Source organism: Listeria ivanovii subsp. londoniensis, from assembly GCF_000763495.1.
GTDB lineage: Bacteria > Bacillota > Bacilli > Lactobacillales > Listeriaceae > Listeria > Listeria londoniensis.
On sequence record NZ_CP009576.1, the window covers coordinates 1,578,713 to 1,602,681 of the forward strand.

The 23,969-nt window shown below is 35.7% G+C and carries 20 protein-coding genes and 3 pseudogenes; 14 read left to right on the forward strand and 9 right to left on the reverse strand.

Annotated elements, in window-relative coordinates; translation table 11 throughout:
- Positions 1–121 precede the first annotated feature (121 nt).
- From recA to pflA, 10 genes are all read left to right on the forward strand, one after another.
- On the forward strand, positions 122–1,168 hold the full coding sequence (gene recA, locus JL53_RS07770; RefSeq protein WP_003719674.1) for a recombinase RecA: 1,047 nt from the start codon (positions 122–124) through the stop codon (positions 1,166–1,168).
- 300 nt (positions 1,169–1,468) lie between these two features.
- A complete protein-coding gene (gene rny / locus JL53_RS07775) occupies positions 1,469–3,031 on the forward strand; it encodes a ribonuclease Y (RefSeq protein WP_012985597.1) in 1,563 nt (520 codons plus the stop codon).
- Between the two features lie 113 nt (positions 3,032–3,144).
- Positions 3,145–3,642, forward strand: coding sequence for a GNAT family N-acetyltransferase (locus JL53_RS07780; RefSeq protein WP_003719679.1), 498 nt, complete (start codon positions 3,145–3,147; stop codon positions 3,640–3,642).
- Between the two features lie 4 nt (positions 3,643–3,646).
- Positions 3,647–4,450, forward strand: a complete 804-nt coding sequence (locus tag JL53_RS07785) for a TIGR00282 family metallophosphoesterase (RefSeq protein ID WP_014092779.1) — start codon at positions 3,647–3,649, stop codon at positions 4,448–4,450.
- Positions 4,451–4,466: 16 nt separating this feature from the next.
- The gene (locus tag JL53_RS07790) at positions 4,467–4,829 is read left to right on the forward strand and encodes a YlbF/YmcA family competence regulator (protein WP_038407269.1); all 363 of its coding nucleotides are present in this window, start codon (positions 4,467–4,469) and stop codon (positions 4,827–4,829) included.
- 109 nt (positions 4,830–4,938) lie between these two features.
- On the forward strand, positions 4,939–7,521 hold the full coding sequence (gene mutS / locus JL53_RS07795; RefSeq protein ID WP_003719681.1) for a DNA mismatch repair protein MutS: 2,583 nt from the start codon (positions 4,939–4,941) through the stop codon (positions 7,519–7,521).
- 22 nt (positions 7,522–7,543) lie between these two features.
- Positions 7,544–9,355: a DNA mismatch repair endonuclease MutL gene (gene mutL, locus JL53_RS07800; protein ID WP_038407271.1), complete on the forward strand. Its 1,812-nt coding sequence runs from the start codon at positions 7,544–7,546 to the stop codon at positions 9,353–9,355.
- 17 nt (positions 9,356–9,372) lie between these two features.
- Positions 9,373–9,921 carry a glycerol-3-phosphate responsive antiterminator gene (locus JL53_RS07805; protein ID WP_038407272.1) on the forward strand — a complete coding sequence of 183 codons (549 nt, stop codon included), beginning with the start codon at positions 9,373–9,375 and terminating at the stop codon, positions 9,919–9,921.
- A 423-nt stretch (positions 9,922–10,344) separates the two neighbouring features.
- Complete coding sequence (gene pflB / locus JL53_RS07810) at positions 10,345–12,576, forward strand: formate C-acetyltransferase (RefSeq protein WP_038407273.1); 2,232 nt, start codon at positions 10,345–10,347, stop codon at positions 12,574–12,576.
- Between the two features lie 79 nt (positions 12,577–12,655).
- On the forward strand, positions 12,656–13,402 hold the full coding sequence (pflA, locus tag JL53_RS07815; protein WP_038407274.1) for a pyruvate formate-lyase-activating protein: 747 nt from the start codon (positions 12,656–12,658) through the stop codon (positions 13,400–13,402).
- A gap of 41 nt (positions 13,403–13,443) precedes the next feature.
- Here the strand turns inward: pflA and JL53_RS07820 are convergent, their stop codons facing one another.
- Positions 13,444–13,974 carry a PadR family transcriptional regulator gene (locus JL53_RS07820; protein WP_038407275.1) on the reverse strand — a complete coding sequence of 177 codons (531 nt, stop codon included), beginning with the start codon at positions 13,972–13,974 and terminating at the stop codon, positions 13,444–13,446.
- 169 nt (positions 13,975–14,143) lie between these two features.
- Between JL53_RS07820 and mdrL the strand changes: the two genes are divergently transcribed.
- From mdrL to JL53_RS07835, 3 genes are all read left to right on the forward strand, one after another.
- Entirely contained in the window at positions 14,144–15,337 is a 1,194-nt protein-coding gene (gene mdrL, locus JL53_RS07825) for a multidrug efflux MFS transporter MdrL (protein WP_038407276.1), read from the forward strand.
- A 134-nt stretch (positions 15,338–15,471) separates the two neighbouring features.
- Complete coding sequence (locus JL53_RS07830) at positions 15,472–16,026, forward strand: DUF2975 domain-containing protein (protein WP_038407277.1); 555 nt, start codon at positions 15,472–15,474, stop codon at positions 16,024–16,026.
- Positions 16,027–16,043: 17 nt separating this feature from the next.
- On the forward strand, positions 16,044–16,250 hold the full coding sequence (locus tag JL53_RS07835; protein WP_038407278.1) for a helix-turn-helix domain-containing protein: 207 nt from the start codon (positions 16,044–16,046) through the stop codon (positions 16,248–16,250).
- Positions 16,251–16,581: 331 nt separating this feature from the next.
- On the opposite strand, the gene JL53_RS07840 is transcribed toward JL53_RS07835, so the two are convergent.
- The 8 genes and pseudogenes from JL53_RS07840 to JL53_RS07875 all read right to left on the reverse strand — a co-directional run.
- Complete coding sequence (locus tag JL53_RS07840; protein ID WP_038407279.1) at positions 16,582–17,961, reverse strand: PA2928 family protein; 1,380 nt, start codon at positions 17,959–17,961, stop codon at positions 16,582–16,584.
- Between the two features lie 847 nt (positions 17,962–18,808).
- Positions 18,809–19,450, reverse strand: coding sequence for an RpiB/LacA/LacB family sugar-phosphate isomerase (locus JL53_RS07845; protein ID WP_003719694.1), 642 nt, complete (start codon positions 19,448–19,450; stop codon positions 18,809–18,811).
- A gap of 902 nt (positions 19,451–20,352) precedes the next feature.
- Positions 20,353–20,637, reverse strand: a pseudogene (locus JL53_RS07850) (T7SS effector LXG polymorphic toxin); the annotation flags it as partial.
- Positions 20,634–21,002 (reverse strand): hypothetical protein, encoded by a 369-nt coding sequence (locus JL53_RS07855; RefSeq protein ID WP_038407280.1) that lies wholly within the window; start codon positions 21,000–21,002, stop codon positions 20,634–20,636. The gene JL53_RS07855 and the pseudogene JL53_RS07850, both read right to left, overlap by 4 nt.
- Complete coding sequence (locus tag JL53_RS07860) at positions 21,003–21,287, reverse strand: DUF3130 domain-containing protein (protein WP_003719699.1); 285 nt, start codon at positions 21,285–21,287, stop codon at positions 21,003–21,005.
- A 462-nt stretch (positions 21,288–21,749) separates the two neighbouring features.
- Positions 21,750–22,316 carry an LOG family protein gene (locus tag JL53_RS07865; protein ID WP_038407282.1) on the reverse strand — a complete coding sequence of 189 codons (567 nt, stop codon included), beginning with the start codon at positions 22,314–22,316 and terminating at the stop codon, positions 21,750–21,752.
- Between the two features lie 6 nt (positions 22,317–22,322).
- Positions 22,323–23,051, reverse strand: a complete 729-nt coding sequence (locus JL53_RS07870) for a uracil-DNA glycosylase family protein (RefSeq protein ID WP_038407283.1) — start codon at positions 23,049–23,051, stop codon at positions 22,323–22,325.
- A gap of 115 nt (positions 23,052–23,166) precedes the next feature.
- A pseudogene (locus tag JL53_RS07875) lies at positions 23,167–23,712 on the reverse strand (class I mannose-6-phosphate isomerase); the annotation flags it as partial.
- Between JL53_RS07875 and JL53_RS07880 the strand changes: the two are divergent.
- Positions 23,707–23,967: pseudogene (locus JL53_RS07880) on the forward strand (SIS domain-containing protein); the annotation flags it as partial. The pseudogenes JL53_RS07875 and JL53_RS07880 sit on opposite strands and share 6 nt — an antisense overlap.
- Between the last annotated feature and the right edge of the window lie 2 nt (positions 23,968–23,969).

Sequence of the window (23,969 nt, forward strand, 5' to 3'; positions counted from 1 at the left end):
TTTACTTGCTAATCACTCTAAAATACGTTATAGTAATTCTAGGAAATACATTCTGACTGTTTTTTTTAGAGAGAAGAAGTAGAGAAACAGCTTTTAGGATATTTATGAAGGAGGCAACAACGTGAATGATCGTCAAGCGGCATTAGACCAAGCTTTAAAACAAATTGAAAAACAATTCGGTAAAGGTTCCATTATGAAATTAGGGGAGCATTCAGACCAAAATATATCTACTATTTCTAGTGGTTCATTAGCATTAGATATTGCTTTAGGAGTCGGCGGATATCCCAGAGGGCGTATTATTGAAGTATACGGACCCGAAAGTTCTGGTAAGACAACTGTTGCACTACACGCTATTGCAGAAGTACAAGCTCAAGGTGGGACAGCGGCATTTATTGATGCAGAACATGCACTCGATCCTGCATATGCCAAAAATCTGGGTGTTAATATTGATGAGTTACTTTTATCTCAACCAGATACAGGAGAACAAGCATTAGAAATTGCTGAAGCACTAGTAAGAAGTGGCGCGGTTGATATGCTAGTTATTGACTCTGTAGCAGCACTTGTACCACGAGCAGAAATCGAAGGCGAAATGGGTGATGCACATGTTGGTTTGCAAGCACGATTAATGTCACAAGCTTTACGTAAACTTTCTGGAGCTATCAATAAATCTAAAACTATCGCGATTTTCATCAATCAAATTCGTGAAAAAGTGGGTGTTATGTTCGGTAATCCAGAAATCACACCTGGTGGCCGGGCGCTTAAATTCTATTCTACTGTTCGTTTAGAAGTAAGACGTGCAGAGCAGTTGAAACAAGGTACCGACGTAATGGGTAACAAAACAAAAATTAAAGTAGTAAAAAATAAAGTAGCTCCACCATTTCGTATCGCGGAAGTAGATATTATGTACGGAGAAGGTATCTCACGTGAAGGCGAACTTGTTGATATGGCCGCAGAAGTAGATGTTATCAATAAGAGTGGTTCATGGTATTCTTATAAAGAAGAACGTATCGGTCAAGGTCGTGAAAATGCTAAACAATATTTAAAAGAGCATACTGATATTCGGGACGAAATCTCCAAGCGTGTTCGTGAAGAATATGAAATAGATGGCAGCAATAAAGAACCATTAGCAGAAACAGAAGAAACATTAAGCTTACTTGATGACGAATAATTAACCTGAAATACGTGTTAGGAAATTCACTTCCTGGCACGTATTTTTTACTATTTTAAAAAAACTATGGAAAATAAGCTGTCATTTCATTCCTTTTCTTGACATTGTAAGCTTTGACCTATAAAATTAAGTTGTATATTTTATATTGCTGGGAGACAAGGGAGATGTTTTTCCTTTGAAAATCGGCTTCAACTGAATGGGGAGATTAGCACTCGGTTGTTGATGAAAAATACGCATGTGCCAGAATTATGGCCACCGACATAACAATAACGAAAATTGAATAGCAAAGGAGGTGTAAGGATGACAATCGCAATCACGATCATCTCCAGTTTGCTTTTCTTAATCGTCGGTCTAGTTGTTGGTTCTCTAATTTTTAAATCTAGTACAGAGAAAAAACTGGCTGCTGCAAGGGGGACTGCGGAATTAATTGTAGAAGATGCAAAGAAAGAAGCAGAAACTACAAAAAAAGAAGCATTGCTTGAAGCGAAGGAAGAGAATCATAGGTTACGTACTGAAATCGAAAATGAACTTCGTGGGCGAAGAACAGAGACACAAAAAGCAGAAAATCGCTTATTGCAAAGGGAGGAAAACCTCGACCGTAAAGATACTTCTTTAAGTAAACGAGAAGCTACACTTGAAAGAAAAGAGGAGAGTATCAGTAAACGTCAACAACAAATTGAAGAGAAAGAAAGCAAACTAGCTGAGATGATTCAAGCGGAGCAGACAGAACTTGAAAGAATTTCTGCACTGAGCAAAGAAGAAGCGAAATCAATCATCCTTAACCAGGTAGAAGATGAATTAACACATGATACAGCAATCATGGTGAAAGAATCGGAAAACCGGGCGAAGGAAGAGTCGGATAAAAAAGCAAAGAATATTCTCTCACTAGCTATCCAGCGTTGTGCAGCTGATCATGTGGCAGAAACAACGGTATCTGTTGTTACCTTACCAAATGATGAGATGAAAGGACGGATTATCGGACGTGAAGGCCGTAATATCCGCACGCTAGAAACGCTAACAGGAATCGATTTGATAATTGATGATACACCGGAAGCAGTAATACTTTCCGGATTTGATCCAATTCGACGAGAAATCGCTAGAATCGCCTTAGAAAAACTTGTTCAAGATGGAAGAATCCATCCAGCTCGCATTGAAGAAATGGTGGATAAAGCCCGTAAAGAGGTGGACGAACACATTCGCGAAGTTGGTGAACAAGCAACATTTGAAGTGGGAATTCATTCCATTCATCCTGATTTAATAAAAATTCTTGGCCGCTTGCGTTACCGTACTAGTTACGGACAAAACGTTCTTAACCACTCGCTCGAAGTTTCGAAACTTGCTGGAATTTTAGCAGGGGAGCTCGGGGAAGATGTGACGCTTGCTAAACGGGCCGGACTACTTCATGATATTGGTAAAGCAATTGACCATGAAATTGAAGGAAGTCATGTAGAAATTGGCGTGGAACTTGCAACTAAATACAAAGAAAATGATGTAGTAATCAACAGTATTGCTTCTCATCATGGAGATACAGAGGCTACTTCTGTTATCGCTGTATTGGTGGCTGCAGCAGATGCGCTTTCTGCCGCAAGACCAGGAGCTCGTAGTGAAACGCTAGAAAACTATATTCGTCGTTTAGAGAAACTAGAAGAAATTTCTGAGTCTTACGATGGTGTAGAAAAATCTTATGCTATTCAAGCAGGACGTGAAGTACGTATCATTGTTGAGCCAGATGCTATCGATGATCTTGCTTCTTACCGACTTGCTCGCGACATAAGAAAACGAATTGAAGAGGAATTAGATTATCCGGGCCATATTAAAGTGACCGTCATTCGTGAAACAAGAGCAGTAGAATATGCTAAATAAAAATGAGAGATGCATCGCAAATTTATTTTGTGGTGTATCTTTTTTTAATCGGTTGCCTACCATGAATAAGAACGGTATAATCAAAAGATAACGTTTAAAGGGAGGCGGATTTTTTGAGTGAGTGGGAAATTTTGCCGATGCTACGAGAGCACTATTCAGCAGTAGCAGCAATTCATCAAGAAGGTATTGATACAGGTAATGCTACTTTTCAAGAAAAAACACTAACTTTAGGTGAGTGGAATCAAAAATATTTAACAATAGGCAGGTTGGTAGTTATTTTAAATGGACAAGTAGTTGGCTGGGCAGCATTACTCCCATTTTCTAGTATGAATGCATATAGGGGTGTTGCAGAGCTAAGTATATACATAGCAAAGAGCGCTCGAGGAAAAGGCATTGGAAAAGCTTTAATGCAAGCAATAATTCAAACAAGTGAAGAAAATGGCTTCTGGACACTCCAATCACTAATTTTCCCTGAGAATAAAGCTAGCATCGCACTTCATCACACATTTGGTTTCCGAACACTATGTATCCATGAAAAATTAGGTGAAATGAACGGAACTTTTCGTGATGTTGCCTTATTAGAACGAAGAAGTAATAGAAACGGAGAATAGAGAAATGAAATTATTATTTATAGGTGATGTTGTTGGCTCCATTGGTCGCGACGCCGTAACAGAATATTTACCACAATTAAAGAAAAAATATAAACCAACCATTACTGTAATCAATGGTGAAAATGCGGCAAGTGGTCGAGGTATTACGGAAAAAATTTACAAAGATTTTTTAGAGCTTGGTGCGAATGCAGTAACACTTGGTAACCATACCTGGGATAACCGTGATATTTTTGAATTTATCGATGATGCGAAATATCTTGTTCGTCCAGCGAACTTTCCTGATGATACAACACCTGGTACTGGAATGGTATTTGTAAAAAGTAATCAGCATGAGATTGCTGTTATTAATATGCAAGGCCGTACTTTTCTAGCAGACTTAGATGACCCCTTCCGCAAAATGGACGAATTAGTGGAAGAAGCTAAAAAACGAACAAATATCATTTTTGTTGATTTTCATGCTGAAACGACAAGCGAAAAGGAAGCGATGGGCTGGTATTTAGATGGACGAGTGACCGCTGTTGTTGGGACACACACCCATGTACAAACATCAGATAATCGGATTTTGCCGGAAGGGACTGCTTATCTTACAGATACTGGAATGACTGGACCATATGATGCGATACTTGGAATGGAAAAAGAAGCCGTTATCCGTCGTTTTAAAACGGCTCTTCCAACTAGATTTGAGGTACCAAAAACTGGTCGTGCAGTCTTATCAGGATGTTTGATTACACTTGATGAAACAACTGGGAAAGCGCAAAAAATCGATCGAATACTCATCAATGAAGACCACCCATTTTCCTTTGATTAAGAATGGAGATGAAATTGTGACTGTTTCAAAAGAAGAAATAATGAAAAAAGCAATGGAACTTCGTGACGCATTAGAACAAACGGAAGAAGTATCTTTTTACCGGTTAGCAGAAGAACGAATTAATGCTAACTCCAAAGTAGCGACAAAAGTTTCTAAAATAAAAGCACTACAAAAAGAAGTAGTCAATCTAGAACATTATCAAAAAATAGAAGCGATGAGACAAACGGAAAATCAAATTGATAATGTTAGAGCTGATATTGACTCATTACCAATTGTAACGGAATTTAGACGCGCACAAGAAGATGCTAATGATCTGCTACAATCTATCACTTCAGAGATAACTACCAAAGTAACAGAAGAACTAGAAAAAGATAATTAATCCTTTAAAACTGTCGAATTACTGGCAGTTTTTTCTTTTTGGCTTCACAGAAAAATAAAACTTTATGCTATAATGGAAGGATGAAAATGAAGTAAGGGATGATGAGATAATGACAGAATATACACCAATGATTAAGCAATACTTGGAAATCAAAGACAAATATCAAGATGCTTTCTTATTTTTCCGTCTGGGAGATTTTTATGAAATGTTCTTTGAGGATGCACTAAATGCTTCTCAAATTTTAGAAATTACACTTACTGGTCGTGAGGGTGGAACGAAAGAGAAAATCCCGATGTGCGGAGTTCCATATCATTCAGCGAGTGGGTATATTGATACCTTGATTGAAAAAGGATATAAAGTCGCTATTTGTGAACAAGTAGAAGATCCAAAAACAACAAAAGGCATGGTAAAACGAGAAGTGGTTCAATTAATTTCACCTGGAACTGTGATGGACGAACGGGGTCTTAAAGCAAAAGAAAACAACTATATTGCAGCACTTTACTGTTTTGAAGGAAAAGAATATGGTTTTGCTTACTCTGACCTATCTACCGGAGAGCTAAAATCCACAATTATCGATGCGAGTGAAGATCGCCTAATTAATGAGCTAACGACGCTTTCAACAAGAGAGTTAGTCGTATCATCAACTGAAAAAGAAGTACTTTCAAATGTAATGAAAGAGCAACTAGGTCTCACTTTTTCTATTCATGAAGAAAATGCGATTCCCACCGAAAACGAAAAGTTAGTTACTCGCCATATGTCTTTATCAGAAAAGCTGGCAATTGGTAAATTACTACATTATTTAAAAGAGACACAGAAACGAGATCTTGGTCATTTGCAACAAGCTGTCCACTATGAAACAAGTAGTTATATGAAAATGGATTATTATTCAAAACGCAACTTAGAACTAGCGGAGTCCATTCGTGGCAAAGGACGTCAAGGGACACTGCTTTGGCTACTTGATAATACGCAAACGGCGATGGGTGGTCGGATGTTAAAACAATGGATAGATCGACCGCTAATTGATCGTAAAAAAATTATCGAACGTCAAAACGATGTCAGTGAACTTATGGCTCATTTTTTCGAACGCTTAGAACTAGTAGAAAACTTAAAAAATGTATATGACCTAGAACGTCTTGCTGGTAGGGTTGCATATGGTAATGTTAATGCACGCGACTTGATTCAGCTGCGGAATTCGTTATATCAAATCCCACGCATTCGCGCAACACTACTTTCAATGAATACACCTAGTTTAACTGAGCTAGCAAATCAACTAGACCCATGCGAAGAATTGACTGAAAAACTAGAAGAAGCGATTATGGACTCTGCTCCAATTTCGATTCGCGAAGGCGGTATTATAAAGGACGGGTATAACAGTCAATTAGATACTTATCGTGATGCAAGCAGGAATGGCAAAACATGGATTGCTGAATTAGAACGGAAAGAGCGGGAATTGACAGGCATTAAAACGATGAAGGTGGGTTTTAATCGCGTTTTTGGTTATTACATTGAAGTTACCCGAGCGAATACGCATTTGCTTCCAGAAGGCCGATATGAGCGCAAACAGACCCTAACTAATGCCGAACGTTATATTACTCCAGAATTAAAAGAGAAAGAAAAACTAATTTTAGATGCGGAAGAGAAAAGCATGGAATTAGAATATCAATTGTTCACGGAAGTCCGAGAAACTGTAAAAGACTACATCGACCGCCTTCAAAAACTAGCAAAATCTGTTAGCGAAATTGATTGTTTACAAAGTTTTGCAGATGTTAGTGAGAAAAATCATTTTATTCGTCCAACACTTAGCGAGGATGGGTCACTCCATGTGAAACAAGGTCGTCATCCAGTCGTAGAAAAAGTGATGGGCGCACAAAGCTATGTAGCCAATGATTGCGATTTAGACGAAAATAGAGAAATATTATTAATTACTGGTCCGAATATGTCCGGTAAAAGTACGTATATGCGTCAAGTTGCATTGATGGCAATTTGTGCACAAGTAGGTTGTTTTGTACCTGCAGAAGAAGCAATTTTACCGATTTTCGACCAAATTTTTACAAGGATTGGCGCAGCTGATGATTTAATCGCCGGCCAAAGTACTTTTATGGTAGAGATGTTAGAAGCCCGGAATGCCATTGTTCATGCTACTAAGGATAGTTTAATTTTATTTGACGAAATTGGTCGCGGAACCGCTACTTATGATGGAATGGCATTAGCACAAGCAATTATTGAATATATTCATGAAAATGTACATGCCAAAACGTTATTTTCAACCCATTATCATGAATTGACTGACTTAGAAAAAGAGCTACGCGGTTTGCAAAATATCCATGTGAGTGCTGTAGAAGAAAATGGCAAGGTTGTTTTCCTTCATAAAATCAAAGAAGGACCAGCTGATAAAAGCTACGGGATTCATGTTGCTGAATTAGCCGAATTACCAAAATCGTTAATTGAACGCGCCAGCCGGATTCTCGAACAGCTTGAAAATGACGATAAAAAAATCATTATTTCCAGTGAAATGCAACCTGAAGAAATTCATGAGGAAATACAACTTTCGATGTTCCCAGTAGAGCCAGAGAGAAAAACATCTTCCAAAGAAGCGAAATTAATCAAAGAAATTGCTGCGCTAAATATTATGCAAATGACTCCAATGGATGCAATGAATAAATTATATGAACTACAAAGTAAAACGCATTAAAAAGAGAAAGGCGGGGCTCTAAATGGCTAAACATATCGTAGAATTAACGGATGCTTTATCTAATAAAATAGCTGCTGGAGAAGTAGTAGAACGACCTGCGTCTGTTGTAAAAGAGCTGGTAGAGAATGCGATTGATGCCGGTAGTACGGTAATTGATATCCTAGTAGAAGAAGCAGGATTAAATAAAATTACTATCATTGATAATGGGAGTGGGATTGAAGAAGAGGATGTCGCTACAGCTTTTCTTCGTCATGCAACAAGCAAAATTAAAAATGAAGCAGACTTATTTCGTGTCCATACTTTAGGCTTTCGTGGGGAGGCGCTTCCAAGTATTGCTTCCGTATCACATTTATCCATGGAAACATCTACTGGTGAATCCAAAGGTACAAGCATTTCACTAGAAGGCGGGAAAATCATCGAACAAAAAAGTGGACATGCAAGAAAAGGGACGCAAATTGAAGTATCACAGCTATTCTTTAATACACCAGCCCGCTTAAAATACTTAAAAAGTTTACCGACTGAACTTGGAAACATCACAGACATTTTAAATCGCTTAGCTTTAGCTCATCCAGACATTAGCTTCCGTTTTTCACATAACGGCAAATCGATATTACAATCGAATGGTAACGGAGATTTAAGACAAGTTATTGCAGCAATTTATGGTGTTTCGATTGCCAGAAAGTCCATTCCTGTAGAAGCAGAGTCGCTTGATTTTAAAATATCAGGCTATGCAGTTTTACCAGAAGTAAATCGCTCTAACCGAAATTATATATCGACAATTATTAATGGTCGCTTTATTAAAAATTTTGCCTTAGTAAAAGCAATTCAAGAAGGCTACCATACACTTCTACCAATTGGCCGTTTTCCAATTATTGTTCTTCAAATTGAAATGGATCCTATTATTGTAGACGTAAATGTCCATCCAGCAAAATTAGAAGTTCGTTTAAGCAAAGAAAAAGAACTGGGGCAACTAATTAGTCAAATGATTAAACAAGCTTTCCATGAATTGCAACTTATTCCAGATGGAGAGGTATCAAAAAAACAGAAAGAACTTCAAAAATCAGAACAAATTCAGATGTCATTTGAAGAGAATAAACCGAAAGAGGAATCACCGACACTATTCTCTAAACCAAATATTCCAGAATATATTCCTTCAGATGATGATGCTCCAATCGAAACGGATTTCATTTTAGAATCAGCTCCAGTTTATTCACCCGAAGAAGAAATAGAGCATCCAGAAACACCAAAAGAACGCATCCCCAAAATGTATCCTATTGGTCAAATGCATGCTACCTATATCTTTGCTCAAAATGAAAATGGTTTATATATTATCGACCAGCACGCAGCACAAGAACGAATTAAATATGAATTTTATCGCGAGAAAATTGGTGAAGTAAGTCGCGAACTGCAAGAGTTACTTGTACCAATTGTATTAGAGTTTCCAGCAGATGAATATGTTCGTCTAGAAGAGCAAAAGGCAAAACTAGAAGAAGTGGGAGTATTTTTAGAAAGCTTCGGCCAAAACAGCTACATTATTCGTGCGCACCCAACGTGGTTTCCGAAAGGCCAAGAAGAGGAAACGCTTCGAGAAATTATTGACGAAGCTTTAACTTCTCCAAGCATTAGTATTCACAAGCTCAGAGAAGATACGGCAATAATGATGAGCTGCAAAAAATCGATCAAAGCAAACCATTATTTAACAATGAAAGACATGGAAGCTTTACTGGATACGTTAAGAGAAGCTAGTGATCCATTTACTTGCCCACATGGTCGTCCTGTCATTATTCAATACTCCACCTACGAACTTGAAAAAATGTTTAAACGTGTTATGTAAAAGAGGAGGTATTATCATTGGCTTTACCATTTTCCAGTCAAACAATCATCCCAGCAGCGCATAACCAAAAAGATATGGAGAAAATATTAGAATTAGACAGTACGTATATGGTTATGTTAGAAACGCATGTAGCTCAATTAAAAGCATTAGTTAAATTTGCCCAAGCAGGCGGAAAAAAAGTATTGCTACATGCCGATTTAGTCAATGGACTAAAAAATGATGAATACGCGATTGATTTTTTATGCAAAGAAATTTGTCCAGATGGTATCATTTCAACTAGAGGTAATGCTATTATCAAAGCTAAGCAACATAAAATGCTCGCCATTCAACGTTTATTTATGATTGATTCTAGTGCCTATAACAAGGGTGTCGCGCTTATTCAAAAAGTACAACCAGATTGTATCGAACTATTGCCAGGCATTATCCCGGAGCAAGTGCAAAAAATGACAGAGAAATTGCATATACCTGTTATTGCAGGTGGTTTAATAGAAACAACCAATCAAATTGACCGAGTGCTAGCTAGTGGAGCAATAGCTGTAACAACGTCGAACAAATACTTATGGTGAGTGAAAGCGGAGGGACTCGTAAATCGAGCCTCCGCTTTTTTATGAAAAACAATGAAAACGCCATATAATCCTCTCAAGCATTGCAAATACACAGGTTAAGCGTTATCTTCCTGTTTTAAAAATAATCTCTGTTTTAAAACTGTGTCATAACAGTGGTGGGTCTGCTAGGTAGTACAGGGAAGAAAATAAATTAAAATTAGAATAAAATTAGAATGATGATAATTTAATAAAATGGCTTCATATGGCGATGTTCATCAGTTTTTAATATAAATGACACAGAAAATTCATAAAAAACTTTGAAAATAAATGCACAAAACTGTAGTATTTTTTATAGAATATGTTATGATAACAGTGTAGATTATTTCTAATTCAGTTTGCTCACAAAAGCACGCTCGAGAATGAACAATAAATGGAGGTTATATGATGACTGAACAATGGTATGAATTCGCAGGTGGTAACTGGCAACAAGAAGTAGATGTACGTGACTTTATCTTAAAAAACTATCGCTTATACGATGGTGACGACTCTTTTCTAGTAGGCCCTACTGAAGCAACAACAAAACTTTGGGATCAAGTAATGGACTTAACTAAACAAGAACGTGAAAACGGTGGCGTACTCGATATGGATACCAAAATCGTTTCAACCATTACTTCACATGACCCAGGTTACTTAAACAAAGATTTAGAAAAAGTAGTTGGTGTACAAACTGATGTACCTTTCAAACGCGCTTTACAACCATTCGGCGGAATCCGTATGGCAGAAGTGGCAGCTGAATCTTATGGTTTTAAAGTAGACGAAGAAATTAGTCACATTTTCTCTGAATATCGCAAAACACATAACCAAGGTGTATTCGATGCTTACACTGCAGAAATGCGTGCAGCTCGTAAATCAGGCGTAATTACCGGACTTCCAGATGCTTATGGTCGTGGACGTATTATCGGTGACTACCGTCGTGTAGCACTTTATGGTGTGGACTTCTTAATTAAACAAAAGAAAAATGATTTAAATAATACAGGCTTACGCACAATGAGCGATGATGTTATTCGTCAACGTGAAGAACTAAACGAACAAATTCGCGCTCTAGGTGAATTGAAAGTACTTGGCGAAAAACATGGTTTCGATCTTGGGCGCCCTGCAAAAACTGCGCAAGAAGCTTTCCAATGGTTATATCTTGGTTACCTTGCTGCAATTAAAGAACAAAATGGTGCTGCAATGAGTTTAGGTCGTACTTCTACATTCCTCGATATTTATGTAGAACGCGATTTACGCAATGGTCTAATTACAGAAGAAGAAGCGCAAGAAATTGTCGATCACTTCATTATGAAATTACGTCTTGTCAAATTTGCTCGTACACCTGATTACAACGAATTATTCTCTGGAGATCCAACTTGGGTTACTGAATCCATCGGTGGTATTACTGAAGAAGGTGTTCCACTTGTAACGAAAAACTCCTTCCGTTTCTTACACACATTAGATAACTTAGGACCTGCTCCAGAACCAAACTTGACAGTACTATGGTCGACTCATTTACCATCAGGATTCAAGAAGTTCTGTGCGAAAATGTCCATTAAAACATCAGCTATTCAATACGAAAATGATGATGTTATGCGTCCTAAATGGGGAGACGATTACGCAATCGCATGTTGTGTATCCGCAATGCGTGTTGGTAAACAAATGCAATTCTTTGGCGCTCGTGCTAACCTTGCTAAAACACTTCTTTACGCAATCAATGGTGGTATTGATGAAAAATCGAAAGCACAAGTTGGACCAGCATATCGTCCAATCGAAGGCGATGTATTAGATTATAAAGAAGTAATGGAAAAATATGATGCAATGATGGAATGGATTGCAGAACTTTACCTTAACACTTTAAACGTTATCCATTATATGCATGATAAATATGCTTACGAACGTATCGAAATGGCATTACATGATACAGAAGTGTTACGTACAATGGCAACTGGTATCGCTGGACTTTCCGTTGCAGCTGACTCCTTATCGGCTATTAAATATGCAACTGTCCGTCCTATTCGTGATGAAGATGGTATCGTTGTTGACTATGAAATCGAAGGCGACTATCCTAAATACGGGAATAATGATGACCGCGTTGACGAAATTGCAGTAGATCTTCTAAAAACTTTCATGACTAAAGTAAGAAAACATAAAACTTACCGTGATGCAGTTCATACAACCTCTGTTCTTACAATCACTTCTAACGTGGTTTATGGTAAGAAAACTGGTAATACACCAGACGGACGTCGTGCTGGCGAACCATTTGCACCAGGTGCGAACCCAATGCATGGTCGTGATACAAAAGGTGCTTTAGCTTCACTTTCATCCGTTGCTAAACTTCCTTATGAATATGGTCAAGATGGTATCTCTAACACATTCTCCATCGTTCCTAAAGCATTAGGACGTGAAGATGAGTCACAAATCAATAACTTAGTAGCAATGCTAGATGGTTATTCCACTAAAATGGGACATCACTTAAATATTAATGTATTCAATCGTGATACTTTACTGGATGCGATGGATCACCCAGAAGAATATCCGCAATTGACTATCCGTGTTTCTGGATACGCTGTTAACTTTATCAAATTAACACGTGAACAACAATTAGATGTTATTCACCGTACAATGCACGAATCTATGTAATAAAAATCGGCGAGATGCTTTGGCAAGGATTGCTCACCAGTAGCAATCCTTGTTATTTAGGAAAGGAAGAGGAGAAATTATGACAGAGGTTTTAGGAAGAGTTCATTCAGTCGAAACGATGGGGACAGTTGATGGACCTGGTATTCGGTTTATTGTTTTTATGCAAGGGTGTTTACTTCGTTGTCAGTTTTGTCATAATCCTGATACTTGGAAAATTGGTACCGGCACAGAAAGATCTGCTCAAGATGTATTTTATGAAGCGATTAAGTATAAAGAATTTTGGGATGCATCTGGTGGTGGAGTAACAGTAAGTGGCGGAGAACCCTTACTTCAAGTAGATTTCCTAATTGAGTTTTTCACGCTATGCAAAAAAGCTGGTGTGCACACGACTATTGATTCATGTGGAGGTTGTTTTACACGTGATCCAGAATTTATTGAGAAATTAGATCGTTTAATGAAAGTAACAGATTTAATTTTACTTGATATTAAACAAATTAACCCAGAAAAACACTTGAAATTAACAACGAAATCTAATGCTCCAATTATTGATTTTGCTCATTATCTTCGTGATAAAGAACAACCAATTTGGATAAGACACGTGCTAATTCCTACTAAAACAGATGACCCGGAAGATTTAACAAAATTGCATGAGTTTATTCAAACACTTCCAAATGTGAAACAAGTTGATGTGCTTCCATATCACACAATGGGTGTTTATAAATGGAAAGAAATGGGTATTCGTTATCCACTTGAAGGAATTGAAGCTCCGGAAGAAGAAGTAGTCGCACTAGCAAATAAAATTCTTGAAACAAGTAGTTATAAATAGTGAAATCCCGACGAACAGAACAAATTATTCGTCGGGATTTTTTATAGGATTTTATACATTTCATAACACCATTTTAGCTCGGTTTTAATCAAATCTAGTTTTCTTGCGTATACTTGATAAGACATATTTTTTAGTTTATCTTGTGAAGTTTTTAAGTCAAATAGAGAAGCGAAGTGTGCTAGCGTTTCTTCTATCAACACTAATTGTTCATTCAAATATGTTTCTCTTTCTTGGATCAGTCCTTTGGTTCTTGAACTATTCAACCAATTCAATTGTACCTTTGTCGTGAACTCATCTCTAGTGACCGGGATTTTAAGTGGGGTTTCCGACCAAGCGAAAAGAGAATCTAGACCTGTCTGCGTAATCGTGTAAACTTTTTTATCAGGTTTTTTGTCTTGCGCATGTTTATGAACTACTAAATACCCAGCTTTCTCTAACTTCGAAAGTGCAGGATAAATTTGACTGTGATGGGTATTTTGCATAATCCTAAGGCGGTTGGCTAATTCATAACCACTTGATGCTTCACGTGCTATCATTTGCAGCAAAGTATATTCTAATACATTTGGCGTCATATATAATAACTCCCTTAAATTTCTATTTATCCTTATTGTAAGGGATAACCAAAGATAAGTAAAATATTTATATATGTAATAATATATATATGTAAATATTGACATTGATATTTGTCGGGCGTAATATAATAAGTGAGTTTTATTTAGAAAGGGAAGTGTAGGTTGTATTATGATGACAGAAAAAGAAATGAATACAGGAAAATGGATTACTGCAGCAGCTAGTTTACTCGCATTTATGGGGATTGGAGTAGTAGATCCGTTACTTCCGTCCATCGCTGCAAGTATTGGTGCATCTCATTCGCAAGTCGAGATGTTGTTTACAGCTTATATTTTTACTATGGCGATTATGATGATTCCAATCGGGATTGTTGCCGGAAAACTTGGAGATAAGAAATTAATTGTTATTGGATTATTTATTGTAACGATTTTTGCTTTATTATGTGGTTTATCTGATACAATTGGCGCCTTGTCGATTTTTCGTGCTGGCTGGGGTTTTGGAAACTCAATGTTTATGGCGACAGCAATGACGATGCTGATTGCTTTGTCAGAAACTCCAGGACATGCTATTGGTATTTACGAGGCTTCTATGGGTCTTGGGATGGCTTTTGGTCCGCTTTTAGGTGGAATTCTCGGTAATATGTCTTGGCGTTATCCGTTTTTTGCTACAGCTTGTCTAATATTTATTGCATTTTTACTTATTTTATTTAAAGTGAAAGAACCTAAAAAGATTGTCGCTGAGCCAACAGAAAAGAAAGAAGTCGCTATTAAGCAGATGCTCCATTTGTTTAAATATCGACCATTTTTACAAATTGCTTTTAGTGGAATGTTTTACTATTATTGTTTCTTTACGATTTTAGCTTATTCACCGCTAGTACTTGGTTTATCAGCGATTCAAATTGGTTTTGTATTTTTTGCGTGGGGACTTTGTTTAGCACTTGGTTCAGCAAAAATTTCTCATACGTTAGAATTTCGGTTTAATAGCAAACAAATTTTAAAAGGATCCTTACTTGCATGTGCTGTTATTTTGGCTCTGCTTGGATTTATTGATAATACTGCTGTTGATATCACTTTAATCATCATCTCTGGCTTGATTTTAGGTATTAACAATGCTTTATTTACAACAACTGTGATGGAACATTCCCCGTATGCAAGAAGTGTCACAAGTGGCGCCTATAACTTTGTTCGTTGGTTAGGTGCGGCCTTTGCTCCGCTTTGTTCTGGTTTATTGAGTGAGGCATTTGGTATGAAAACGCCATTTGTTGTAGCCAGTGTTATTTGTTTGGCCGGCATGGGCTTATTGTTTATTAAATTAAAACCAGCTCATTTCTCCTTACAGCAAGCTAGTTCAGTAAAAAATGAATAAAAGAAGAAAGACGGAACCTTTGTGTTCGGTCTTTTTTTATGATTTAAGTCAATTAATTAACGTTTATCGTTAAAAAGTTGTTGACAAACATTATTGATACTAGATATTTTTTAGAAAAAAGGGGAGAGATTTCATTGAAACTAAAAAGACTACAAAAAATGAGTTACTTTCTGCATATTGCCCTTAAGATTTTATCAGTAGGTTCCATAATGATGTGTTTAGCAGCACTTGCAACAAAATTTTTAAATTGGGGAAATGTAACGATAAATACTAATCAAGAAAATACAGATATTTTTGCTTTTTTTCATGCAGAGTCATTTTATGGCAGCAGCCCAGAACAATATGCACAAATAAATGAATCGATTATGCTTGGTGTTGTATCATTTTCATTGATTTTACTTGCATTAATATTATGGATTGCTAGCATGGTTTTTAAAGATTTGGCAAATAAATTTATTCCATTTAGTGATACCGAAATAGCAAGATTGAGAAGAATATCACAATTATTACTTATTTATTCACTAGTACCTCAAATGTTATATGCAGTGTTACATACGATACTGATTCCTGGCTATTATATTTCTTTTGGTCTTAATATGTCTTTTTTCTTTGCAATTATTTTCTATTGTTTAACAGAAATTTTTCGCTATGGCGCATTTTTGCAAAAAGAATCTGATGAAACTTTATGAAATGGAGATAAAAATAAATGGCAATAATATTAAGATTGGATCGAATTATGGCTGACCGTAAGATGTCTTTAAATCAATTATCTAAAGAAGTCGGTGTAGCAAATGTTAACTTATCAAAATTAAAGACTGGTAAAGTAAGCGCGATTCGATTTTCTACATTAAATGAAATATGCAAAGTATTGAAATGCCAACCTGGTGATATTTTAGAATATGTGGATGATTAATTCGTAATAAAAGTGAATGAGACGCATTTAAAAGCATTGAGTAGTACTTAGTGCTTTTAATAGTGTATAAGAGAACTGGATAAAATGATGTTTTTCTGGGACAATGCTTCTTTACATAATTAACATTACTTCCTATAATATATATTATGTAAACTAAAATTTTTTAGATTTAAGTAAGGGATAAGACATTGTCTTCCCTCACTTTTAATAAGGAATATGTCAACACTTTTTTTATTTTTTTCTTAAATCTCTATAAGCTTCTAACTTTTCTTTATACTCTTGCACATCTTTTCTATAAAAAATATAAATTTTTCTAGCGCTATTGTGGTATTTATTGTTTATTTTTTTTCGCCGTTCGATAATCATATTGATATTTCACTTTCCCGTTTTCTTTGTTGATTTTGTACAGATAACGTCCATCCCAAGCATAAACAAAGGCGTCTTTTGCGTAAGAAGCAGTACTTACATAATTCTCATCTGCTTCACCAAACGCATAGAAATCATTTGTTAATTCGAATTCCCAAAACACTCGATGCTCTGTCAATGAGACAAGCGCTAATGTATCATGTGCATCATTACGTGCTGCGGTATACGTAACCAGCGCCCGATCTTCTCCAACATCTGCATTGTTTAAAATAGCATTCATAAATTCTGGATAAAATTGGTTAAATTTTTCTGCTTTTGAATTGCCTTCAGCTGTTGTTGATTCGTTCGTTCCATCTATGAAATTTCTATATGCTGCATTTTTCGTCATTTCATTGGCCGCAAAATCGATTTTATAGTAAAGTCCATCTAGACCATAAAAGTATAAAGTATTAGGATTGGTTAGCACAAAATCAGCTTTATCGTAACTAAAATTATTAGCTGCTTCAGGAAATTTCTTTATTAAGTCCTCTTCTGTCATGGATACATCACCGGTTGCTGGATCTAAAAAGTATAATGTTGCTTTATTTCCATTTATAATTAGCAAACCATTGGATGTTGGTCCAATATAATTTGTTTCACTTCCAACTTTCTTACTCCAAAGCTTTTTACCAGACGGCAAATCTACAGAACTAATTACCGCTGACTTTGATCTTCTCTTAACTCCCTGACTTGGACTAGTTTCTAAATCTTTACCCGTTTGTGAAATAGCTACTGATTTTCCGTCTATTTCAGAAACATAGACCGGAGAATCTATATAATAACTTGCTGTTGAAAATATATTACTTGCAAGCCATAAAACGATGGAAAAGAAAATGAATTCGATCACTAACAAATAAATTAGCATTGCCAATACTTGTATAAAGGATTTATTTCTCACTTTAATCCAAACAATAATAGCTACTAAAATCGACAGGACAATGCTTCCAAGAATGGATATTAGTACAATATTTTCAGAAGTCCATTCTGAGAACAACCAACTTTCCAAAATACTAGGTTGAACAAACGCCAATAATAAAGATCCTAACAAAAAATTCGTTATCAGTCCAACAACCATTTTCTTGCCCATCAAAATGCCTATAAATTTACTATCCTTTCTCTTGTTGCCGTCCCACTCTGTCATTACCCCATCTGAAGCTTCCTCTGCTCTATTTCGAAAATAAATAGATTGAAATGGTATACTTATTAACCTTATATACACAATTGCAAGTACTACATTATGAATCGTGTCTTGATTAAAAGTAAAAAGCGTTAACCACTTTTCAAGTAATTCTGACATCATTTCCATTATATTTAAATCTCCTTTTAGTATGCTCTAGCAAATTTGTTTGATACTTCCACCAATTAAATGAATCCCTCCCCTTTAAAGGATATCATTTCCGGTTCATTATCCATTGATTCTTGAAATTTCTATACTTAATGTATGCATTCAGCATAATCTATTATAAATATAACAAAAATTTTCATCATTAGATTAACCTAATTAAACAGTTTTACCGTTTATTTGTGACAATATATCAAAATCAAGGCTGTCTAGGAACACTTTTTACAAATCGGTAATTGGCTAATCTCCTTTTTAATTAAGTATTATTAAAACGAAAGAATTAAGAATCGTGCTTCTCTCATATATCACCTAATCTAAATCAACGATATTGATTTAGATTAGGTGAAGGTCTCATAAACCCTGATTTTCTGCACACTTATATTATAGAAAAATCCTATATTTATCTTTTAAATAGAAAAGTGACAAAAAATACAAAAATGTCCTCAATATTACATAATATTGTTATAACGTATTTTACGTAAAGTTCAAAAAGTGGGAAGAAAAAAAAGATAACAAAAATTTGTCTTCTCTCTTAGAACGCCAATATTTTTCGTCCCTTACCCCAATCTAACTCAATAACATTGAATCAAATTCACTTTTAAGAACTTCGCTAATAAATTATTTATAAACTTTTTCCCAAAACGACTTGTTTGTAGAAATCTTGGCAGTCCCTAGTTGGAGCTTCTCTAATATTATATTAGGAGGATGTTATGGCGTTAAAAATTGTCTAAGATTTAATACTAACACTAAGACCTCTCCTATTTATTTGTAAGCTACATTATTCAGAAGTAAAGTATAAATATATTAGTTTTCAATCTTGCATTTTCTTTCTCAAATAATTAACTACTTGCATATTTCTCCCATTGTTAATAATAAAATCTAATAATAATCCTCGCTTAAAAATGGGTGCTATAAAATCTGCATCCAAGCTATCTATTAGGTATAAAATATCATGTTGCCCTTTTTGCTTTATTTCCTTCAACATGCTTGCATCTTTTATTTTGCGTAATGCGTCTTCTTTCGGATAACCTAACCCTAAAGGTTCTTCAATAAATAATTGTTCTAAACATAATCTCAAATTGATTTCCCCCGCCCAACCAAAATTAAGACCCAATGGTACAGAGATAGCATTCCCTTTGTTTATGCGTCCAAAAAGATAGGCTTCTTCTGGTCTAGCAATATATCCACACATTACATTTGGAAGCGAATTACACGCTAACATCATTCCATTCCCTGAGCTACAGCCCGTAATAGCAAAGTCTACTGCGTTACTCGACAGTAATAAACTGGTCATAAGCGCAACTTGCACATAACTAAATTCCACCGTTTCATTTGGAAAAACACCAAAATTAATTACCTCATGTCCCTTATTCCCAATGGCTTGATACAAGCTTTCTTGAATAATAGGATTTTTTTGTTTTTGAGAACTCGCATTAAGTAATGCAATTTTCATTCCGATAATCTCCTTTTAAATACAGATTCAATACGCCGTCTATTTAGGCTATACCCTTTTTAGCCCTTAGATGAGTATTGAATCTTACATTTTGACCTCTAAATTAACATTCAGTAAGACACAAAAAATGTGAAGAAAAAAGAGAAAACAAAAATTTGTCTTCTCATTAAGAATGCCAAAGTTTTTCGTCCCTTACCCCAATCTAACTCAATGTCATTAAGTAAGATTGAGATGATATCTAAAATCTCATTTTTGTAAAGAAACTTGTCTCCCCTTTTAAAACATTTAACAAGCACATTAATAGCATTTTTTGTGCAAATTACTATTTTTAATCATGTTTTTTATTAAAAAAGATTGAAACATATTATTCTTTATTTGAAATTAGTACTTTACCATTGATAATCATATGTCTTATAATCGTACACTACAACAACGGATACTTTCTCTTTGTCATTTAAAGAAAAAGCCAGATTTATATGTTTGTTTTTATCCGTGTATAACATTACTTTTCCATATTTATCGCTACTCATTTTTTTATATTTATCCCCATACTCACTAATTACTTCTTCTTTTGTAGAACCAATACCTATATTTTTATTTGTCTTTAAATTTAACTCTTTTATTAGTTGATTGTTTTCAATATATACCACTTTCTTGGTCGATTTATCAGAAGATACTACGAAATAATTTTCATCTTCATAATAATAGTCTTTAAATTTCCCTTTCTTGGTCATATAAAAGTCAGGGTAATCATGAGCAACTTGTTTATCATCTGAATGGATGGATAAACCAGCAAATTCTAAATCACTTAAATCTGTATTTTTGTCAAATAGAGTTGTATTTCTATACAACAAGAAAACAGCTAATAAGCTAATAATTACGAATATACTTACCAAAAACTTCCTTGCTGAAGGCGAACTATCTACTTGGCTACCAAACTCTCGGATATATTGGGCTAAACGTTCTTCACTTTCATCTAATGCTTCTACTATACTTTGGGTAATACTTGTATACGTACTAGAAAAATAGGCTTTTGATGTGGCAACGGCTGCTCCTTTTAGACTGCCGTCCTGGGAGTAATCCACAGCTGCTTCTTTAATTTTTTTAATCATTTCTTTGGCTTCTGCATTGCTACTTCGCAAACCATGAAGAAATTCGTTCAATTCCGCGATGTCTATTCTGCTCATGCTCTCCACTCCTTTTGCAAAGTGGCTTGTTTCGTCTCTAGATGATGTAATTGTGCTTTATTTTCTTGTAATTCTGTGGCTAAATCTGTTCTTTTGGTCTGAAGGTCTTGCTTCCAAGCGTTTGACTCTTCGTGCTGCTGTTCTTCTAAATAGCGATGAAAACCACTGGCTTCTTCCCCTTGCCAGCCAATCCGTAAATGGTCTAACAGTTCCAGCTTTTCTTGTTCGAAGTGCTTGCTATCTTCCTCTAACCAGTCTTGTTCGTTTTGTTTTCTTCGGGTCTGATCTATATTTGTTTCTACGGAGGTTGTTGCCTTTTTCACTTGTTGGGGTTGTTGCTCTAGTTTGCTGTGAGTCGCATCCATTTAGCGTACCTCCAGCTGACTAATTTTCTGTCCGGCGTTTTGATCTTGTTTCGCATAAGCCTTGCCCATCATTTTCAATCGGCTAGCGTCTTTTTTCGTGACTGCTTGAAAATTCTCCACGACATCTACGAAGTCGATTAGCACGGATCGGAGTTGATTAATCGAATTGGCTTTAGAATAAGCCATATTCCCGTTTTTCAGTGGTAAATAGTTCCCGTTACTGCCGCTTTCTAGCTTATTTGCGTGTTTTTGGAAAGTCGTTTCTTGTACTTTTATCTCACTCATCCTGTCGCTTCCTCTCTATCTAAAAGTAAGAGCAATATGGTGATTGCTCTTACTTTTAGTATAGCACTGTCATCATAAGCACTTTGTGAGGATTTTGTGAACGTTTATGTACTTAGTTTCCACTTATTGCTTGTTTAAATTCGATTTTTTGTCTCATTATTCTTCCTCAAATACTCAATCGTTCGCAATTTCCTGGTACAATTTCACTGCTTTCGTTGCCAAGAATTCTTCTGTCGGATACATCTGAAGAGTTCCATGCTGCTGAATATATTGAAGGATTTTACAATCCCAAAAGACCTCATTCCGCTAATAATATGCTTACGCCGAATCAAAAAGAACGAAACTATTTTGAATCATTATAAAAATTAACTTATTTTCTGTCTACTTTATTGACATCTGTCCAAAACCATTTATGCTTTTGCTGAAACATGAACTATGTAATATAACATAGAGTAACTTTCATTAAACTGAATATTTTCGAACTTCAGCTGGGACGTAATCAGTTATAAACTGGTTGATTTCTTCTAATGAATTTGAAAATAAGGTTTTATCTCTATCGGCTTGCGTGAGAAAACCGTTTTTTACCATGCTGTCATATAAGTCTTTTAAAGGATCATAAAAACCATTTTCGTTAAATAGAATGCAAGGGTTGGGGTTTTGACCGATTCTCGACCAGGAAATCATTTCGGTAATTTCTTCTAGCGTACCAGGTCCTCCAGGTAGTGCAATACAAACATCTCCTAGATCAAGCATTTTTTGTTTTCGTTCTGCCATTGTATGAACAGAATACATCTTGGTTAAATGCATATGTGCTAATTCTCGGTCCATTAAAAATCTAGGCATTACGCCAATTACTTCTCCTTCTCCCTTAATTACAGTATCAGCAATTACGCTCATCAGTCCAACTTTTCCTCCGCCATATACTAGTGTATGTTTTTGCGCGGTAATCCATTCACCTAACATTTTCGCAGCTTGTTCATAAGCTGGATCATTTCCTTTGCTTGCTCCACAGTAGACAATGATATTCAAATAAGTTCATCCTTTCATATAGCCTTCGTTTTTTAATAATGCATTTAAATATTTCTCCATATATTTATCTTTATGTTGTGAATTGTATTGTGTGATAAAACGAGGATGTTCTAATGGAATAATAGTATGGAAAAACTGATATTGTTCATTTAATTTTGATAAAAAAGCATAGTTTTCGCCACTTCCAATACAATAACATATAGAGGTATCAATACCAAAATTTATTTGGCTACGTATGGATTCGATAATAAATGGTAATAAAATGGCTTGGATTTTTTTGCTTTCATAGTAATTACAATTGACTTCTTTTCCGTTTGCATTTATTTTTGCTATACCTAGTGGGCAGACAAAATTCATATAGAAATCTGAATAAAATTGCTGACAACCGCCATATTCATTAATAACATCATATAAAAAGCCTGATGAAGACTTATTTATGTGAAATTTATCTATAAAAATACCAGTCTCGTTTTGGAGATGTTTAGCGTCTTCAAATGGTACACCTGTTACCGCGGATCCTTGACGTGCGGGTGAGCTTCCAAGTATTAGGCGACGAGGCTTGGTGTCATTATAATATTTTTGGTAAAATGCGGTCGTTATTTCCTTTACTTGGTCTTTTTGGTTACCGTTATATGGATTGATTAATTTAAATCCAGCTGGTAATGCTAGTGTATTAAGTGAAAGCGTTTTGTTAAATTGAAGTATTTGTTTAGCAAATGTTTGGCTTTTCTTCATGTCATAGAGTCCCCTCAATGTTGTAATTTAAGCTATTATCATATAAATCTTAACATATATTTTGCATGAATAAAAAAATAAGTAAAACCTTGATTGCAGGCTTTACTTATTTAGGTTAATTTTTTACAAATGCTTGAATAATGGCATGTTTTTTAGTTGGATTTATAGCATGTACACGATATGTTTTGACTTGCTCAGGAACAATGAATGTTTCTCCGTAATGAACAATAAAGGGGTGGAAGGAATTATCTAAGGACTCAATTTGTGCTGTCTCCCCTTCGACTAGATTTAACATATTAACGCTGCCATTTGTATTTAAGATAATTGAACCTGTGAACCAGTGACGTTCGGTTTGGATGAACTCTAATTCATGGAGACCTGTTTGCTCGGATGTGATTTCGGAATCTTTATACAATATTTTTGTTTGGTTTATCAAATTATTTTGAACCCAGTTGGTATCTCGTTCCATTTGGATATTTGCTGACCCATGATCGATATGAAGTGGCCGCGGCAAGCCATCTAAACCAACACGTTCCCAGTCCCAAAGTTTAAAAGTAAAGATATATGGTGTGGCGCTTATTTCTAGAACGACGGTATCTGGACCGCCACAGTGAATAGTACCAGCTGGGATGGAGATATGATCATGTTTTTTTCCGTTGAACGAGATGATTTGATTATTATTATTTCAGAAAGTGGAAACACAGCGAGTACATTATCACTTGCGGAGCATTTGAAGTATAACTTATCCAATGTTGTGGCACTAGTGAACAATCCAAATGCCAAAATTGCTCAATATGTGGAAACGTTAATTTGCGCTTCCAGTGAATTGTTTGATGAAAAAATATATAAACATCATCATGCCCCCCTTTTGATTGCCATTGATTTAATTCTTAATTATTTTGAGCAGAATAAGTAAAA

What these genes read in the sequence shown, in the direction of transcription:
- JL53_RS07840 (WP_038407279.1), bottom strand. Translation starts at nt 17,961, where the DNA reads ATGGAAATGATGTCAGAATTACTTGAAAAGTGGTTAACGCTTTTTACT.
- pflB (WP_038407273.1), top strand. Translation starts at nt 10,345, where the DNA reads ATGACTGAACAATGGTATGAATTCGCAGGTGGTAACTGGCAACAAGAA.
- JL53_RS07785 (WP_014092779.1), top strand. Translation starts at nt 3,647, where the DNA reads ATGAAATTATTATTTATAGGTGATGTTGTTGGCTCCATTGGTCGCGAC.
- JL53_RS07845 (WP_003719694.1), bottom strand. Translation starts at nt 19,450, where the DNA reads ATGAAAATTGCATTACTTAATGCGAGTTCTCAAAAACAAAAAAATCCT.
- mutL (WP_038407271.1), top strand. Translation starts at nt 7,544, where the DNA reads ATGGCTAAACATATCGTAGAATTAACGGATGCTTTATCTAATAAAATA.
- JL53_RS07860 (WP_003719699.1), bottom strand. Translation starts at nt 21,287, where the DNA reads ATGAGTGAGATAAAAGTACAAGAAACGACTTTCCAAAAACACGCAAAT.
- mdrL (WP_038407276.1), top strand. Translation starts at nt 14,144, where the DNA reads ATGATGACAGAAAAAGAAATGAATACAGGAAAATGGATTACTGCAGCA.
- JL53_RS07835 (WP_038407278.1), top strand. Translation starts at nt 16,044, where the DNA reads ATGGCAATAATATTAAGATTGGATCGAATTATGGCTGACCGTAAGATG.
- JL53_RS07855 (WP_038407280.1), bottom strand. Translation starts at nt 21,002, where the DNA reads ATGGATGCGACTCACAGCAAACTAGAGCAACAACCCCAACAAGTGAAA.
- pflA (WP_038407274.1), top strand. Translation starts at nt 12,656, where the DNA reads ATGACAGAGGTTTTAGGAAGAGTTCATTCAGTCGAAACGATGGGGACA.
- rny (WP_012985597.1), top strand. Translation starts at nt 1,469, where the DNA reads ATGACAATCGCAATCACGATCATCTCCAGTTTGCTTTTCTTAATCGTC.
- JL53_RS07820 (WP_038407275.1), bottom strand. Translation starts at nt 13,974, where the DNA reads ATGACGCCAAATGTATTAGAATATACTTTGCTGCAAATGATAGCACGT.
- mutS (WP_003719681.1), top strand. Translation starts at nt 4,939, where the DNA reads ATGACAGAATATACACCAATGATTAAGCAATACTTGGAAATCAAAGAC.
- JL53_RS07870 (WP_038407283.1), bottom strand. Translation starts at nt 23,051, where the DNA reads ATGAAGAAAAGCCAAACATTTGCTAAACAAATACTTCAATTTAACAAA.